Genomic DNA, 15,719 nt, shown 5'->3' on the forward strand with positions numbered 1-15,719 from the left:
ACGATTGTTCGTCGCACGAGCCCTCGGATCAGCCGGTGGCGGCGTGGCTCTGGCGCGCCAGACGGTCCATGCGCTCCAGCAGGTAATCGGAGTCTTCCCGCGAGATCGACTGGGGGGAGGTCAGGAAGCGCTGGATCATGTGTTCCTGGAACCGCTCGCGGTCATGATCGCGACCATCGAACTCCATCGCGTGGAAAGCGTCGACGCCCGCACGAAACGCCGCGTAGAGACGCGCCGGCAAGCCAGCCCGCTCACAGATCGCCTTCAGGCCCAGTTGGCCGGCGTCATGGATCATCAGCCAGGTGCGATGGTGCGGGACGCCGGCCAGTTCGGCTACGCCCCACTCGAAAAAGGTCATGTGCCCGTGCGCCAGGGCCCGCAGCAGCAGAGACGGCGTCAGCCGTTCAACCCGGTTGAGGTGAGCGACAAACGCCTTGGGGTCAGCGGCCCGACCGGCCTGATCGACCAGATCGATCGTGGCGCGCTCCTTGGCGCCGACCACCAGTTCAAGAACACGCTCCGCGGACAGGGCATGGTGGCTCAGAATATGGTCGCGCAGCTGATCGCCGACCATGTCGATAAGGCGCTCGGTCACGGCCAGCGGCAGGGTCGAGCGGTAGGCGACCGCCTGCAGAACCTGTTCAGACTTGGAGAACCGGTCGAGGGCCTTTTGCAGGGCCACTTCGGAGAACCGGGCGTTGTCGTTGGCGCAGATGACCGCCACCACCTCTTCGGAGCCCTCCTCCACCAGCGCCGTCGTGACGCGGGTCGACAGCTTTGGTCGTTTGGCGACGGCCATCTGGCGGGCGGCCCCGCCCATGCGAACGATTTCCGCCAGGTCGTTGTCCGAGAAGACCGGCGAGAAGGTGATGATCGGCAGCGAGATGCTGTCGACGTCCCGCGCCAGGCGGTTGGCGACATCCGGCGGCAGGTTCGGCGAATTCTTGAGCGTCACGGCCATGGCGCGGCGCACCAGTTCGGCGGCGTCGGTGGCCATCACGCGCAGGATGTCGTGAGCGATCTGGCGCTCGTCGTCGGCCAGCTCGGCGCGATCGATGTTCCGGCAAAGCTTGTGCGCCGCGAGCGCGCGTTCGTCAGCCGTCGCGCCCTTCACGAGCATCCGGATGTCGTTGTCGGTCAATGCCGCGCGGGTGGTGGCCATGGAGGTTCGCCGAACCAGAGGAATGCGAGTGACCCATACCATCTACTGTTAGGCTTAATGATTGTTTGAACTGTAAAGCTGTGGATTAAGGATACCCCGTAACCCGCCGCAAACCGTGTCGCCCTAGGATCCGCGCTCAACAGTTGAGGAATGCGATCCTTGTTCGCTGAGCGCCGCCCCATCGAGCCCCTGACGCGCGACGCTGACCTCGCCATGGCCCTGGATGCCCAGACCGCGCTAATGCCTTACGCGCTTGGGGTTTTCGGGATCAGCCTGCCGATCTTCGTCTGGGTCGGATCGTTCGCCGACAACGCCCTCTGGATGGTGGCCAGCCTGGTCGCCTTCGCGGTCAACTGGGGCGCCTTCTACGCCGCCGTCAGCTGGCTGCGCGGCGAAGGGTCGCAAGACGTCAAGCGACGGGCGCGGGTGCAATTGCTGTGCGGACTTCTCTGGGCCGCCACGGTGATCCAGATGGCCGCCTTCGCCCATGGCGCGGGGGCCATCCGCGAGACCCTGCTGCTGCTGACCGCCGCCGCCGGGGTCATGTGCATTTTCTTTTCGGCGACCTCCCTGCCCGCCCTGCTGCTGACGGCCCCGATCGCGGCCGCCGGCCCGTTGCTGGCCCTGTTCTCGCGCCCGGAAAGCCGCCATGCCGGCGTCATGGCCTGGGGCGCCATCGCGCTCGCGCTCGCCCTGGCCCTGATCCTGAACCGCATGCTGCGTCGCCAGCACGCCTTCGCCGCCGCCCACGCTCATCTGATCGAGGAACGGCTGAAGGTGCTGGACGCCGCCGAACGCACGGCGCGCTCGAAGTCCGATATCGTCGCCACCCTCAGCCATGAGATCCGCAACGGCCTGACCGGTGTCACCCATGTGCTGGCCGCCGCCGCCGGCAAGGGGGGCCGCGCCGCGCCATCGCGCGAACAGCTGAACGCCGCCCTCGACGCCGCCCAGGATCTGATCGCCGTCCTGAACGCCACGCTCGACTCCGAGACCGCCGAGGCCGGCCGCCTCGCCGTCGACGCTGTGCCCTTCGAGCCCGTTCGCCTGCTGCGCGACCTGGCCCTGCTGGAGCGGCCGCACGCCATGGCCAAGGGCCTTGAGCTGACGGTCCATGTCGATCCCTTGCTGGAACGACGGACACACGGCGCCGTGCGGGCCGACGCCATGCGCACCCGTCAGATCATCGCCAACCTTCTGGGCAACGCGGTGAAATACACCGTGCGCGGCCGTATCGAGGTGCGGGTCGAACGGCGCGGCGACCTTGTAGCCATTGAGATCGCTGACACGGGTCCTGGCCTTTCCGCCGAGGAGCTCGAGCAGGCCTTCGAGCCCTTCCGTCGGGTGGAACGCACGGGCGCCGGGGTCAACGGCGCCGGCCTTGGGCTGTCGCTATCGCGGCAACTCGCCCGCCTGATGGGCGGCGCCCTGGACGCCAGCAGCGCCGTAGGCGTCGGCAGCTGCTTCACGCTGACCCTGCCCTTCGATGAAACCCTTCAGTACGAGATCGACTCCGACGAGGACACCACGCCGATGGCCGAGGCGCCTGGCGCGCCGCGCAGGCTGCGCGTGCTGATCGCCGAGGATGATGCGCTGAACGCCGCCATGCTGCGGGCCATTCTCGAGCAGCTGGGGCATCAGGTGGTCCACGCCCAGAACGGCCAGCGGGCGGTCGACCTAGCGCGCATCGCGGAGTTTGACCTTTTGATGCTCGACGGTCGAATGCCCGTTCTGGATGGTCCTGGCGCCGCCGCGGCGGTGCGCGCGCTCGACGGCAACAATCGCGACATGCCGATCATCGCCGTTATCGACGGCGACGCCGACGAGGCTCGCGAGTGCATGGACGCCGGCGCCGACATTGTTCTACGCAAACCCGTGACCGTCGCGGGCGTCGCCCGCGCCGTAGCTGACGCCTCCGCACTGGAACGTCTGACGGTCGCTGGTCGGGCTGCCGCCTAGCGTCTTCAATATTTGACAAGGCAACCCGACAGGTGGATCAATGATCCCCATGTTGGTGCGATCCACATTCCGGCGTTTTTGCCACCACGGCGGTAGCCTGCAAGCAGGACTCTAGCCCCGGACAATCCGCGCCGACGGCGCAGGGGTTCGGGGCGACACTTCCATCTCATTTCTATTGACACCTCGCCGATCAGTCGGCGCGTCTTTTCATGTCAAATACAGGATTCTTCCATGCCTTCATCGGCTGAAGCTTTCGCGCGCCCGCACATCATCATCGCTGATACTGAAGCCGAACAACTTTCGGCTCTCGCCCTGCAGATGGAGCATGCCGCGCCCCTCGCCGCCGGCCTGCTTCTCGAAGAGATCGACCGCGCGGAAATCCGGCCCGACGGCGAGATGCCCGACAACGTGGTCCGAATGCGATCCATCGTGCAGTTCGAGGACGACGCTCACGGCGCCAGACGCACCGTACTGCTGGTTTATCCGTCTGAGGCCGATATCGCCGCGGGCAAAATCTCGGTTCTCACGCCGGTGGGCGCGGGATTGATCGGCCTTTCCACCGACCAGGAGATCCAGTGGCCAGACCGAGACGGCCATGAGCGGGCCCTGCGCATCCTGAAGGTCAGGCAGCCTGCTCGCCTTGCCTTCTGACGTCTGGCCTTCTGACGCCTACCGTTAGGTAAGCCTTCCACCAGCCCCTTCCCTCGCCCACACTCGCCGCAACGAGAAGAAAAGCGGGAGGATGCGATGCTGGAAGGACTCCGGGTCGTCGAGCTGGCCACCTATATCGCCGCGCCTGGCGCGGCGGGGATCATGGCCGACTGGGGCGCCGACGTGATCAAGGTCGAATCGCCCGAGGGCGACCCGATGCGGCGGTTCTTCGACACCATCGCCTCCGAGCAAGACGCCAACCCGGTCTTCGAACTGGACAATCGGGGCAAGCGCGCTGTCGTGCTCGACATCCGTTCAGACAAGGGCCGAGACGCCCTGAAGGCCCTGGTCGCCACCGCGGATATCTTTCTGACCAACGTCCGTCCCGCCGCCCTCGCCCGGGCGGGTCTGGACCATGAGACGCTACGGGCGGTCAATCCTCGCCTCGTCTATTGCAGCCTGACGGGCTACGGCCTGCAGGGCCCCGACGCCGACAAGGCGGGGATGGATGTCGCCGCCTTCTGGTCGCGCGCCGGAGTCGGATCGATTACCGCGCCGAAGGGCGCCGAACCGTTTCCGATCCGCACGGGGATGGGCGACCACGTCACATCGCTGGCGACGGTCTCGGCGATCCTGGCGGCGGTGTTCGAACGCCAGAACACGGGTGTCGGTCGACTGGTCGAGACCTCGCTGCTGCGGACGGGCGTCTATGCGATCGGGTCGGACATGGCGATCCAGCTGCGGTTTGGCAAACTGGCCTCGACGCGCGGACGGCGCGAGGCGATCCAGCCGCTGGCCAACTTCTTCAAGACCCGCGACGGTCGCTGGATCTGCCTGCTGCCGCGCCAGGGCGCCAGTGACTGGGCCCAGATCGCCAAGGCCGCCGGCCGTCCGGAACTGGTGGACGATCCCCGCTTCGCGACCTCGAAATCACGCCGGGAAAACACCGCCGCCCTGGTTGATATCCTCGACGAAGCCTTCGGGGCTATGGACTACGTCGAAGCCGAAGCCGCCCTCGACGCCGGCGACCTGACCTGGGCGCCCTATCAGACGCCGCGTGAACTGGTGGGCGACGCCCAGGCCGAGGCGGCAGGGTGCTTTGTCGATACCCCGGACGGTATGGGTGGGACCTTCCGCGCTCCAGCATCTCCCGCCCGCTTTCCGGGCGCGCAGGACGGTCCCAGAGGGCCCGCGCCGCGCCTTGGCGCCGATACCGCGGCCGTGTTCAGGGAGCTGGGCTGGTCAGACGACCGGATCGCGGGTCTGACAGGATCCTAGCGGTTGAACTTGCCGTCCTTGGCCTCGGCCAGGACGCGCAGCATCTCGCTGGAAAACATCGAGCTGGCCAGGCGTTGCCCCGCGCCAGGTCCACCACCACCCGCGCCGCCGAACGGGCTATCGACGTCCTGCGAGCCGCGCAGGATCAGGTCGACCACGGCTTCCTGTTGGCGGATGCGTTCCAGACGGCGACCACCGGCGTACTGAATGAAGCCCTGGTCGGCGTCGTCTGGCTTGGCCCCGTCCGTCGCGCGGGTCGTGCCGCCGGTCTTGGTCAGATTGGCGTAGACCTCGCCGACCGTGGCCGGACGGCCGTCGCGATAGAAGATCGATCGGTTAGCCTGGGCGGCGTCGGGGAACAGGGCCGCGGCGCTGGCGCCTGGCGTGGAATTGGCCGCCTCGATCAGCCGCGCCGAACCCTGCGGACCCAGAAAATGCGCGGCGTAGAGCTCGCCCGCCGTCGGTGTGCGTCCAACCCGGCCGCGCAGATAGGAGGCATGATCGGACGCCAGTTCACCCGCCATCAGCGAAGCGGCGTGCGGATCCATCTTCAGGCCCAGAACGGCCTTGCGAGCTTCGTCGCCCTGCACGTGATAGCGGCCGTCCGCTCCCTGGGAAATCAGGTCGGCGTAGCGCGCATAGCCATACTTGGAGCCGTGCTTCTTCAGGGTGCCAAGCCAGGTCTGATCGACGAACTGGAAAAGACCCGACGCCGAAGAGGTCTTGGCCCTGGCGGCGGGGTTGTAGCCGCTCTCGCGCTTCGCGGCGCCCATCAGGAACGTGAAATCCACCCCCGTCGCGCTTGAAGCGCGCTGGATCGCCGATTCTACGACACTGCGGATGGATTGGACGGCCATGGCTCCATGCCTGAACGATCATGGTTAACCCGCTCTTAACCACGTTCATTTGGCGGTCGCCGTGCGCAACATGCCGCACCTGACCCAACTCCGGAAAATTACAGACGTACAAATTATCAGCGATAATTTACGAATGTAGATTTACACCCTCCGAGCCTCATGGTGATCTGACTTACAGATGTAATCAGACCGAACGGAGGTCGCCCATGGTCACCGCCAACACCCTGTCAGGCTCTTATATTCCGGGACTCAACGCCGAGCCACCGAAGGCGTCGCGCGCGTTGATGTTCGCTCTCGGCGTCTCGGCCGCCGCTCATATCGGTCTCGTCGCCTACCTCGCCTATCAGAAGTACGTCACGCCGGTGCGGATCGATGAGCCGGACCGCACGCTCATTCTTCCGCTCTATACGCCGCCTCCGCCTCCTCCGCTGGACGACCCGCCGCCAGCCAGAAAGCTGTCGAATCCGATTCCTTTGCACCCTCCGCTGACGACGCCGATCGCACCGCCCGATCCGCTGCCGTTGACACCGCCCGACACGCCTTCGCCGCCAACCCAGCCCGGTCCAGTCACCCTCACGCCGGATCCTCCGGCCCCCGGACCTGTCGTCACGGCGCCGAAGGTCAAGGTGGTCACCCATGCCAATTGGCTGCGCAAGCCTTCGGCGGAGGATCTGGCCCGCTACTATCCCGACAGCGCGGTGCGTCGCGAGATCACGGGCAGCGCCACGCTCAATTGCGCCGTGGCCGCCAACGGCACGGTCCGGAACTGCATGATCGTGTCGGAAACACCCGTCGGCGAAGGCTTCGGCGATGCGGCCCTGAAGCTTTCGCGCTTCTTCAGGATGAGCCCGCAGACGGAGGACGGGCAGACCGTTGACGGCGCGACGGTGCGCATCCCGATCCGCTTCAGCCTGTAGGACGCTCCAGGCACCCTGTGCGCGAACGTGGAGGGAGGCCGGGCCGCTTCATGCGGCTTGGCCTCCCTCCTGTCGTTAGTAGCTCTTGGGAAGCCCCAGAACGCGTTCGGCGATGAAGTTGAGGATCATCTCGCGGCTGATCGGCGCGATGCGGGCGATCATCGACTCGCGGAAATAGCGCTCGACGTCGTATTCCTTGGCATAGCCCATGCCGCCGTGCGCCAGGACCGAGTTTTCGCAGGCCGTGAAGCCCGCCTCGGCGCCCAGATACTTGGCGGCGTTAGCTTCGGCGCCGCAATCCTGGCCCATGTCGTAGAGCGCCGCGGCCTTGAAGGCCAACAGGTTGGCGGACTCCAGCTCGGCCCAGGACTTGGCCAGCGGATGGGCCACACCCTGATTCTGACCGATCGGCCGGCCGAACACGACACGCTCCTTGGCATAGGTCGTGGCCTTGGCCAGGGCCGCGCGGCCAAGGCCAATGGCCTCGACGGCGAACAGCACCCGCTCGGGGTTCAGGCCGTGCAGAAGATAGGTAAAGCCCTTGCCCTCCTCGCCGACCAGATCATCGGCGGGCACGAACAGGTCCTCGATGAAGAGCATGTTACATTCGACGGCCTTGCGGCCCATCTTCGGGATGGGCTTGGCCTCGATCTTCTCGCGGTCGGTATAGAACAGCGACAGGCCCTGTGTCGGCTTAACGCACTGATCCTTGGGCGTGGTCCGCGCGATGATCAGGATCTTGTTGGCGCGCTGGGCGCCGGTGGTCCAGATCTTCCGCCCGTTCAGCCGATAGCCGCCGTCCACCTTCTCGGCCCGGGTTTCGAGGCTGGATGTGTCCAGGCCCGAATTGGGCTCGGTGACCGCGAAGCACATCTTGTCCTCGCCCGAGATCAGGCGCGGCAGATGCAGGGCGCGCTGAGCGTCGGTGCCGAACTTCACGATCGGCATGGGGCCGAAGATGTTCAGGTGGATGGCCGAGGCGCCGGAAAAGCCCGCGCCAGACTGGGCCACGGTCTGCATCATGATGGCCGCCTCGGTCAGGCCCAGGCCCGCGCCGCCGACCGACTCCGGCATGGCCACGCCCAGCCAGCCCCCCGCCGCGATGGCGGCGACGAACGCCTCGGGAAAGTCCCCGGTCTCATCTGTACGGCGCCAGTAGTCGTCGTCGAAGTCGGCGCACAGCTTGGCCACGCCGTCGCGGATCGCTTCCTGTTCCTCGGTCAGCCAGAAACCAGCCATAGCCTTACCCCCTGCGTTGTCTACGCCTCGGGCTCTCGCTCGAAGCGCCGCGCATCGAGGCGCGCCGCATCGGGGCCCGGGTCCTTGCCCGTCAGATACGCCGTGACCAGACCGGCCACAAGCGGCGCCATCAGCCAGCCGTTGCGCCGCGCGCCGACCGCCAGCATGACCCCGTGACGCGCGCTCCACCCAACCAGCGGCAGGCCATCCGGCGTTGAGGCGCGGACGCCAACCTCTATGACCACCTTGGCGGACGCCAACTCGGGTCGCAGAGCCGTCGCCGCGGCCAGCAGCGGCGCTGTCTTTTCGGGATCCGGCGTCAGGTCGTCGCGCCCCATCTCCATCGTGGCCCCGACGGCTGGTCGCCGGGCCGGTGAAAGATACACACCCGCACCCCGCAGCACCGGCCCGGCCGACGGCCCCTGATCCAGGCGCGCGATCTGGCCCTTGATCGGTGTCAGGTGAGTTGTTTCGGGCGCCACATCGCCCCCCCTCAGGGCAGCGCCCGTCGCGATGACGAGGCTACCAAAGCGCTCTGTTCGTCCGTCGGAAAGCGTCAGATCGCCGCCCTCCCATCGCTCGACCGAACCGGCTTCAAACGTCGCTCCAGACGCGACGGCCGCCGCGCGAAGGGTCGCCAGCGTCTGACGGGCGTCCAAGCGCCAGTCTTCATCGATCCAGAGCGCCCCGTCGCTCCGGCGCTCGGTCGGCAGACCCAAGGCGTTCCGTCGCGCGTCGATCAGATCCAGCCAGGCGGCGGCGCCTTCGACCCGCACGCCATCGCGCAGGATCTCGACGTCCAGGCCATCAACGAAGCTTGGCCACAGGTCACGGGCGCGCCGCAACAGGTCCAGGTGAGGCGCGGAGGCCTCATCGAAGACGCACTCGCTAACCGGGGCCAGCATCCCGGCCGCGACGCCCGACGCATTGTCGCCGGGAGCGGCCGGATCGAAGACCGTCACCGCAATTCCCGCTCGCGCCAGAGCCAGGGCCGTCGCCGAGCCGAAGGCTCCGGCGCCGGCCACTGCAACGCGCACGCCTGACACACTTCCCATGCGGGGCAAACACCTCCCGGAGCTTCAAAGGTCAAGCCCCTGAGCACGGAAGTTTTACGACAGCGCCCCTGCCCTGCTCATCCATGCCGCGCATTGACGCACCCTCCCGCGCCGCGCGTGACTAGGGCGGCTTGGTTGAGCTATCTTTGTCCCTTCAGCTACGCCGTTCTCCCCAGGGAGATATTGGTCCCTGGGGCTGGAAGGAATGGATACGCATGAACGACAAGCCAGCCGCCGATCCGGCTCACCCCGTCGACCTCTATGTCGGCGCCCGCCTGAGAATACGGCGCAAGGTCATGGGGCTTAGCCAGACGCAGGTCGCCGACGCCCTGGGCATCACGTTCCAACAGATCCAGAAGTACGAGCGCGGCTCCAACCGGATCAGCGCCTCCAAGCTCTACGACGCCGCCCGCCTGCTTCAGGCGCCGGTATCCTACTTTTTCGAAGGTCTCGACGAGACCGATGGCGGTCATGACGATGGCTTCGCCCAGCGGATGACCGAATTCGTCTCGACCAGCGAGGGCCTGGAGCTGGCCGCGCTGTTTCCCAGGCTGGAAGACCGGCGCCTGCGCCGTCGGGTCGTCGATCTGGTCCGCGCCATGGTCGATCAAGACCCTGGCTGACCGCCATCCCGAGGCCTCAGGCTGAAGTCTTCCCACCAGCCGCAGACGATTCCATTGGAGGCCAAGGGATCTAGGCGGTCAGGCCCGCCAGGATCGCCGGCAGCAAGACGCCGATGACCAGCAGGATCAGCGCGACACGTCGGTTACGCCCCTGGGTCAAGCCCATCCAGAGACCCAAGCCTGCAGATGAGACCAGGCTGAAGACAACGGCCAGCGAAACCCATTTCAGCAGCGTCACGGCGACGGGCGTCGCCTTCTCCTCGACCGGCTTGATCGCGGCCTTGACGGGGGCGGCCTTTGCGGGTGGCGGCGACCGGCGCGGCTTCAGGATGTAGCGCTGGTTCTTGTGCAGTTCGCCCAGCTTCTCGACGATCGCCGGCGGCTGATAGCCCGTTGCCGAGTGGGCTTCATGCAAGCCGAACAGCTGAATTCCGCCAGTAATGGCGAAGAACAGCAGCGACGGCGCCGCCAGGATGCTGAAATAGAGATGCAGGTCGCGGATCAGCAGGCGGGTGGCGGCGCCTGTCGGCCTTTTCGCCTTGGGCGTTGTTGCAGCGTTGGTCATGAAAATCCCTTCAAGAGGCCGGGAGCTTTAGGGCCGGCAGACCTGCGAAGACTCGGCCGTCAAATGATGGCACAAAAATGGGGCGGCGCGCTTGCGGGTTTGGGCGGCGGGACCGGAACTCTGGAAAAGAGCGCGGACACCTGCCGCTGGCAGCTCAATCCATAGTCAGCCTCAGGCCGATGCGCGTCATGCGCGGACTGCCAAAGCCCGCCACGCCGTCAGCGGTGCGCGACACCTCGACCGCCTCGTCCAGCAGATTGTCGGCGGCCAGATAAGCCGTAAGGCCCCTCGCCAGGCGCCAGTCCGCGCGGGCGTTCAGCTTCAGGCCCGCCGCCAGCACGCGGGTATTGAGATCGTCGTCGAACCGCTTGCCGTCCCACGTGAGGTCCACGCCCAGGTCGAGGCGGTCCACGGCCCGCCACTGGACGCCGGTGGTCGCGCTCCAGATCGGGGCCTGAGCCGGACGCTTGCCGGTCAATTGCGGCGCGGCCGCGCCACCTTCGACCCGGGCGTCGGTGATAGACAGCGCGCCTCGCAGCTCCAGCGCACCCAGGGTGCGGGTGGCCCGCCCCTCCAGGCCGATGGCGTTGATACGACCGGTATTGCGCCGCTCGCGCAGCACCCCGCCGGCCGGCACGAAGCCGGCGCGGGGGAAGGTCCCGGGGCCCGCGCCGATGGTGACGTTGGCGATCGGATCCTCGATGCGATTCCAGAACGCCGCAGCCTCGACCAGATGGTTATGGCCTTGGCGCGAAAGCCCCGCCTCGACCCCGAACAGCCTTTCGGGCCTCAGGGCGGCATTGGCCTCTGTTATGTCGTTGCCCACCCGGAACGGACGGTGCAATTCGTTCAGCGTCGGCGGCCGAAAGCCGCTGTACGCGGCCAGGCGCAATGCCCGCCCTTCGCCCAGCGCGCGCCGCGCCGCCAGCCGTCCGGTGGCGACCTGGCCGGCGCGGTCGACGGGATGGTCGTCAAGGGTCACGACGCCGGTGGACGCGTCGCGCTCGATCCGGACGGCCTTGCTGGCGGTCCAGCGATCCAGCCGCAGGCCGCCGGTCAGCAGCCAGGGAGCAACCGTCCAGGCGCCCTCGACATAGGCCCCCACCACCGAGGTCTCGCCGCCCGCGCGGCGATCTCGGGTGAAAGCGCCCGCGAGGTACCGGAACTGCTCGCGCACCTCGCCATCGGCATGGCGGGCGTCGATGCCCACCTCGCCCTCCAGGCTCGGCGAGGTCCAGCGCATGGCCGCATTGACGCCCCTGCCCGTCGCCGGCGTGGCATACTGGTCGTTGGCTGGCGTTACCGAGGCGCGGTTGGCGGCGACGGCGACGGAACTGTTGGCCAGGTCGCTCTCGCGTCGCCAGACCTGCACCCGCCAGCCCAAGCCGGTGTCATCGGGCGCCCTGGCCAGGGTGGCGCTGACCGATGCGCCAGTGGATTTGGCCCGCGCCGCGCCCAACCCCGCGCCGCGCTCATCACGATAGCCGCCCACCCGGACCGAGAGCCTCGCCTCACCGATCGGCGCATCGAGACGCAAGGCGGCGCTGCGCGCGTTGAGGTTCAACCGCGTGTCGGCCGCGCCGCGCGCCGGTCCCCGCACGGCGATATAGCCGTCGCCGTGATCATAGGCCCCGCTGGCGAAGAGTTGGACCTGGCCGATGCGAGTGGCCCCCGCCGCCGAGCCGCGCCGTGTTCCGAAATCGCCGATCGAGATGTCGGCAATCCCCCCCTTGTCTCTTTCGCGCAGCGCGATGACCCCGGTCAGGGCGCCCGCGCCATAGGGCCCGGAGCCCGCGCCGCGCACGATGTCCGCGCCGCTCAGGGCCTCGGGCGCCAGTTGCGACCAGATCACCCAACCGCCGAACGGATCGTTCAGGGGCGCGCCGTCCAGCAGGACGAGGGTCCGCCCGGCCCCCGAAGGCGCGATGGCGCGCAGGCTGACGCCCTGTGTCGTGGGATTGGACGACAGGCTTGATGTCCGCCTGAACAGCGATACGCCCGGTGACCGGCTCAGGGCCTCATCGACGCGCTGGGTGGACGCAAGATCCGCCTCGTCCAGCCGCACCGTGGAAAAGGCGGCATCGCCGCGCAGGGGCGGCAGGCGCGCCGCGATCACCACGATCGGCGGGACGGCGGAGGGCGGCAGATCGACCGGCATGAAAGTCCTGTTCTCTCGAAGGGGCGCGTGATCGGCGAGGGTCAGGCGACATGGCCCCTTTCGCGCCTCCCCGCGCGTCTTCTGTGAAAGGATCGCAGGATCGCCCTCGCGCCAAAAGCCCTGCCCTAGCCCTTTGTGGTCTGCGGCCCCCCCGCGCACAGCGATCGGCGATCCATCCATAGCCCGTCCGATCCAGCGGGCCTTGAGAGCAAAACGAAAAAGGCCGGGGCGAACCCCGGCCTTTTCAACGTTCTGCGATGGTACCGCCTCTCAGGCTTGAACTGAGGACCTCCGGTTCCACAAACCGGCGCTCTAACCAACTGAGCTAAGGCGGCGCATCGCGAGGGAGTGTCTTTAGTCGGAGGCGCGAGCCGGATCAAGCGCCGAAACATCCCCTATGAACAGGAAAACGCCCCGGAGCCGAAACTCCGGGGCGTTCCTGTCTTTTCCTTGCGAACCAGACCCTATTGCGGGACCTGGAACACGATCGGAACCGTGATCTGGCCACCGTCGACGGGCGCGCCGTCGAGGGTCTTCGGCTTCATCCGGAACAGGCGCGACAGGCGCAGCGCCGAATCCCCGAAGCCGTAGTCGGCAGGGTTCTCGGAGACCACGGAGCAGCCTTCCAGAGTACCCTTGGCGGTCACGGTGCACGAGATCGTCGCGCGGCCGTTGACTTCCATCCGTTGAGCACGGTCCGGGTAGTACCGGGCCATGTCATCGCCGCTGGGCTTGCGGGCCCAGTCCGGCTTGGTGATCACCGAAGCGCGGGCCGGCGGGTTTGAAGCCACCGGAGGCGCTGCCGAGATCACCGGCGGAGCCGTCTGTTCAACCCGCTTTTCAACGGGAGGGATCGGCAGCGGCGGCGGCGGCGTGATGTCCGGCGGCGGCGCGATCGGAGGCCGAGGTTGGACCACCGCCGGAGGGGGCGGAGGCTCGTTGGTCGGCGGCGGTGGCGGAGGAGGCGGCGGCGGCGGCGGGGGCGGGGGCGGAAGCTCCACGTCCACGGCGTCGTCCGAATACTCCTTCATCACGGCTTCAAACTTCTGCTTCGCAAGATAGGCGAACAAAGCAGCGTGTAGGCCGACGACCACGATGGTCGCGATGCCGAAAGCGCCAAGGCCCTTTTTGCGACGCGGACCTTCCGAGGTGAGCGGATCGTAGTGGCGATGCTCGGGCGTCTGTTGTTCAGCCATGCACCACCCCTAGTTATCTTCCCGGCCGATGAGCGCCACGCTGTAGAAGCCATTGTCCTGGAGGGTGTTCATAACCTCCATGAAGGCTCCGTAGCGCGTCTTTTCGTCAGCCCGGATGTAAATACGCTCCCGTGTCGGATCGCGCTTGCCAACCGCCTTCGTGATGTCCTGCCCCATCTCGTCAATCGTTGTGCGATTGTCGCCGATGAACACCTGACCAGAAGCCTTGATCGAAATGTAGATAGGCTTTGGCGGGCTTTGCGATGCTTTCGCGACCGCCGGCGGCAGGTTCACTTCGACCGACACGGAGGCTAGCGGAGCCGCCACCATGAAGATGATCAGGAGAACCAGCATAACGTCCACGAAGGGCGTAACGTTGATCTCGCTGTTCTGTTCGACGTTAAACCTGTCGCCCCCACCGCCTGAGAGTTTGGCGGCCATCGATCTTACGCCCCTTTGTCGAGCTGACGCGAGATGGCGTTCAACAGTTCAGCAACGAAACCTTCCGAGCGCGTGCCGTAGCCGGAGATGCGCGTCTGGAAGAAGTTGTAGAAGATAACCGCGGGAATAGCGGCGAACAGACCGATACCGGTGGCGAGCAGCGCTTCGGCGATACCGGGAGCGACGACGGCCAGGTTGGTCGTGTTGGTGTTCGCGATGCCGATGAACGAGGTCATGATCCCGTAAACCGTACCGAACAGACCGATGAACGGACCAGCCGAACCGACCGAGGCCAGGAACACCATGCCGCCCGACAGGCGCTTGGCCAGCGAGGCCTGCACCGCGTTGATGGCGTAGGTGGCGCGACCGATGGTCGAGTCACGGTGTTCGCCCGAGACAGCCAGACCGGCTTGACGCGAGAGTTCGACTTCTTGCGACGCCGCGGCGGCCATGTCGGCCAGCGGGTTGCCTTCGAACTCTTCCGACGAACCGATGCGCAGGATGTCAGCGATCGAACGGGCGCCGCGGAAGGCTTCCAGGAACTTGTCCGATTGCTTGTTCAGGGCGCCGAACTCGAACAGCTTCGTGATCAGCAGAACCCAGGAGAAGACCGACGCGAGGATCAGACCGATCATCACGACCTTCACCACCGCCTGAGCGGAGAGGAACATGCCGACCGGGGTCAGCGAGTGGGACTTCATCTTTTCGGTGGCTTCGACGCCAGCGTCCACGGGCTCTTCAGCCGGGGCCGGGGCCGGAGTGGCGGCCGGCGTAGCGGCGGCGCTTTCGGCGGCGGCCGGGGCGGGAGCCGCGGCGTCCTGAGCGAAAGCAGGGGCGCTTGCCATCAGCGCCATGGCGCCAACGAGAGCGATGAGGGGGGTCTTCCGTTTAATGTCGAGCATCTGTCGCCAGTTCCTGATTGGTCTAGCACGTTTGGACCGAGGGTCGTCGCGCGAGAGCGTTTCTACCCTAACTCTGAATAGTCCACCCGGCGGCTGATTTCTCACCCACCCGACGGACCCGCTTCGCTGCGCTCGACCCGTTACGCCCCTCACGAGGGCTAGGCCCCCCAGAAGGATCGTTTCGAAGCGCGGGTGATCAAGTCCTCTCTTGAGGCTTTGATCTTACCGCAATGTTAGAATTGCGGCAGGGGTCCTTTGGCAACCCCTTTTCGCACCGTCAAGGGGTTCTTCTGGGCATAAAATGATCGCCCGGACAGCCAGCCCGCTCCCGTTGCTGCATCGCACAAATGGGAAATCAGGAATTGGGGGCCGTTTTTCCCTGATAACGGGAAAGCCTACGCTGCAGCGCAGCATAATTACAAAACATCGATTGCTGAAAGACAGGCGCCTTACGCAGCGTCCGCGACCATTATCTGGCCTTTCCCGCTCACCAGCCCGCGCGAACAACGGAACCTCGCCGCAACCGCAGGGGACACAACGGAGATTTGGCGAAAACCGGGGGAAAGTGGTGCCTGGAGGCGGATTCGAACCACCGACACGCGGATTTTCAATCCGCTGCTCTACCAGCTGAGCTATCCAGGCCTTTGGCTAAACGGTCCGAAAACCGCTTCAGCGCCCGCCTCGCAGCGGGGAGCCGCGTCTATAGGCGAGGCCGA

The 15,719-nt window shown here is 66.5% G+C and carries 14 protein-coding genes and 2 tRNA genes; 5 read left to right on the forward strand and 11 right to left on the reverse strand.

Features of this window, described 5'->3' with window-relative positions; translation table 11 throughout:
- Positions 1–28 precede the first annotated feature (28 nt).
- Positions 29–1,162: a pole-localized protein SpbR gene (gene spbR / locus ACQY9P_RS00360; RefSeq protein WP_421737231.1), complete on the reverse strand. Its 1,134-nt coding sequence runs from the start codon at positions 1,160–1,162 to the stop codon at positions 29–31.
- Between the two features lie 159 nt (positions 1,163–1,321).
- Here spbR and ACQY9P_RS00365 point away from each other — a divergent pair, with 159 nt between their 5' ends.
- The 3 genes from ACQY9P_RS00365 to ACQY9P_RS00375 all read left to right on the forward strand — a co-directional run bounded on the left by ACQY9P_RS00365 (position 1,322) and on the right by ACQY9P_RS00375 (position 5,050).
- Positions 1,322–3,121, forward strand: a complete 1,800-nt coding sequence (locus tag ACQY9P_RS00365) for a hybrid sensor histidine kinase/response regulator (protein ID WP_421737230.1) — start codon at positions 1,322–1,324, stop codon at positions 3,119–3,121.
- A 231-nt stretch (positions 3,122–3,352) separates the two neighbouring features.
- Complete coding sequence (rnk, locus tag ACQY9P_RS00370) at positions 3,353–3,772, forward strand: nucleoside diphosphate kinase regulator (RefSeq protein ID WP_421737229.1); 420 nt, start codon at positions 3,353–3,355, stop codon at positions 3,770–3,772.
- A 96-nt stretch (positions 3,773–3,868) separates the two neighbouring features.
- The gene (locus ACQY9P_RS00375) at positions 3,869–5,050 is read left to right on the forward strand and encodes a CaiB/BaiF CoA transferase family protein (RefSeq protein ID WP_421737228.1); all 1,182 of its coding nucleotides are present in this window, start codon (positions 3,869–3,871) and stop codon (positions 5,048–5,050) included.
- Here ACQY9P_RS00375 and ACQY9P_RS00380 read toward each other — a convergent pair.
- Positions 5,047–5,907, reverse strand: coding sequence for a transglycosylase SLT domain-containing protein (locus ACQY9P_RS00380; RefSeq protein WP_421737227.1), 861 nt, complete (start codon positions 5,905–5,907; stop codon positions 5,047–5,049). The two genes, ACQY9P_RS00375 and ACQY9P_RS00380, sit on opposite strands and share 4 nt — an antisense overlap.
- A gap of 206 nt (positions 5,908–6,113) precedes the next feature.
- Here ACQY9P_RS00380 and ACQY9P_RS00385 point away from each other — a divergent pair, with 206 nt between their 5' ends.
- The gene (locus ACQY9P_RS00385; RefSeq protein ID WP_421737226.1) at positions 6,114–6,824 is read left to right on the forward strand and encodes an energy transducer TonB family protein; all 711 of its coding nucleotides are present in this window, start codon (positions 6,114–6,116) and stop codon (positions 6,822–6,824) included.
- 75 nt (positions 6,825–6,899) lie between these two features.
- Here the strand turns inward: ACQY9P_RS00385 and ACQY9P_RS00390 are convergent, their stop codons facing one another.
- Both ACQY9P_RS00390 and ACQY9P_RS00395 read right to left on the reverse strand, forming a co-directional pair.
- Complete coding sequence (locus ACQY9P_RS00390) at positions 6,900–8,063, reverse strand: acyl-CoA dehydrogenase family protein (RefSeq protein ID WP_421737225.1); 1,164 nt, start codon at positions 8,061–8,063, stop codon at positions 6,900–6,902.
- Positions 8,064–8,083: 20 nt separating this feature from the next.
- Positions 8,084–9,100: an NAD(P)/FAD-dependent oxidoreductase gene (locus ACQY9P_RS00395; protein WP_421737224.1), complete on the reverse strand. Its 1,017-nt coding sequence runs from the start codon at positions 9,098–9,100 to the stop codon at positions 8,084–8,086.
- A gap of 233 nt (positions 9,101–9,333) precedes the next feature.
- Here ACQY9P_RS00395 and ACQY9P_RS00400 point away from each other — a divergent pair, with 233 nt between their 5' ends.
- Entirely contained in the window at positions 9,334–9,741 is a 408-nt protein-coding gene (locus ACQY9P_RS00400) for a helix-turn-helix domain-containing protein (protein ID WP_421737223.1), read from the forward strand.
- 70 nt (positions 9,742–9,811) lie between these two features.
- On the opposite strand, the gene ACQY9P_RS00405 is transcribed toward ACQY9P_RS00400, so the two are convergent.
- The 7 genes from ACQY9P_RS00405 to ACQY9P_RS00435 all read right to left on the reverse strand — a co-directional run bounded on the left by ACQY9P_RS00405 (position 9,812) and on the right by ACQY9P_RS00435 (position 15,645).
- Positions 9,812–10,306 (reverse strand): hypothetical protein, encoded by a 495-nt coding sequence (locus ACQY9P_RS00405; protein ID WP_421737222.1) that lies wholly within the window; start codon positions 10,304–10,306, stop codon positions 9,812–9,814.
- Positions 10,307–10,460: 154 nt separating this feature from the next.
- Positions 10,461–12,464, reverse strand: a complete 2,004-nt coding sequence (locus tag ACQY9P_RS00410; protein ID WP_421737221.1) for a TonB-dependent receptor — start codon at positions 12,462–12,464, stop codon at positions 10,461–10,463.
- 258 nt (positions 12,465–12,722) lie between these two features.
- Positions 12,723–12,799 (reverse strand) — tRNA-His (locus tag ACQY9P_RS00415).
- 129 nt (positions 12,800–12,928) lie between these two features.
- Positions 12,929–13,660 carry an energy transducer TonB gene (locus ACQY9P_RS00420; RefSeq protein ID WP_421737220.1) on the reverse strand — a complete coding sequence of 244 codons (732 nt, stop codon included), beginning with the start codon at positions 13,658–13,660 and terminating at the stop codon, positions 12,929–12,931.
- Between the two features lie 9 nt (positions 13,661–13,669).
- On the reverse strand, positions 13,670–14,101 hold the full coding sequence (locus ACQY9P_RS00425) for a biopolymer transporter ExbD (RefSeq protein ID WP_421737219.1): 432 nt from the start codon (positions 14,099–14,101) through the stop codon (positions 13,670–13,672).
- 5 nt (positions 14,102–14,106) lie between these two features.
- A complete protein-coding gene (locus tag ACQY9P_RS00430) occupies positions 14,107–15,003 on the reverse strand; it encodes a MotA/TolQ/ExbB proton channel family protein (protein ID WP_421737218.1) in 897 nt (298 codons plus the stop codon).
- A 566-nt stretch (positions 15,004–15,569) separates the two neighbouring features.
- Positions 15,570–15,645 (reverse strand) — tRNA-Phe (locus tag ACQY9P_RS00435).
- Between the last annotated feature and the right edge of the window lie 74 nt (positions 15,646–15,719).

The sequence above is a fragment of the Caulobacter sp. genome, from assembly GCF_965279145.1.
In the GTDB taxonomy this organism is placed as follows: domain Bacteria; phylum Pseudomonadota; class Alphaproteobacteria; order Caulobacterales; family Caulobacteraceae; genus Caulobacter.

Coding starts and splice junctions, on each gene's coding strand:
- spbR (WP_421737231.1), bottom strand. CDS start 1,162: ATGGCCACCACCCGCGCGGCATTGACCGACAACGACATCCGGATGCTC.
- rnk (WP_421737229.1), top strand. CDS start 3,353: ATGCCTTCATCGGCTGAAGCTTTCGCGCGCCCGCACATCATCATCGCT.
- ACQY9P_RS00375 (WP_421737228.1), top strand. CDS start 3,869: ATGCTGGAAGGACTCCGGGTCGTCGAGCTGGCCACCTATATCGCCGCG.
- ACQY9P_RS00380 (WP_421737227.1), bottom strand. CDS start 5,907: ATGGCCGTCCAATCCATCCGCAGTGTCGTAGAATCGGCGATCCAGCGC.
- ACQY9P_RS00385 (WP_421737226.1), top strand. CDS start 6,114: ATGGTCACCGCCAACACCCTGTCAGGCTCTTATATTCCGGGACTCAAC.
- ACQY9P_RS00390 (WP_421737225.1), bottom strand. CDS start 8,063: ATGGCTGGTTTCTGGCTGACCGAGGAACAGGAAGCGATCCGCGACGGC.
- ACQY9P_RS00400 (WP_421737223.1), top strand. CDS start 9,334: ATGAACGACAAGCCAGCCGCCGATCCGGCTCACCCCGTCGACCTCTAT.
- ACQY9P_RS00405 (WP_421737222.1), bottom strand. CDS start 10,306: ATGACCAACGCTGCAACAACGCCCAAGGCGAAAAGGCCGACAGGCGCC.
- ACQY9P_RS00410 (WP_421737221.1), bottom strand. CDS start 12,464: ATGCCGGTCGATCTGCCGCCCTCCGCCGTCCCGCCGATCGTGGTGATC.
- ACQY9P_RS00420 (WP_421737220.1), bottom strand. CDS start 13,660: ATGGCTGAACAACAGACGCCCGAGCATCGCCACTACGATCCGCTCACC.
- ACQY9P_RS00425 (WP_421737219.1), bottom strand. CDS start 14,101: ATGGCCGCCAAACTCTCAGGCGGTGGGGGCGACAGGTTTAACGTCGAA.
- ACQY9P_RS00430 (WP_421737218.1), bottom strand. CDS start 15,003: ATGCTCGACATTAAACGGAAGACCCCCCTCATCGCTCTCGTTGGCGCC.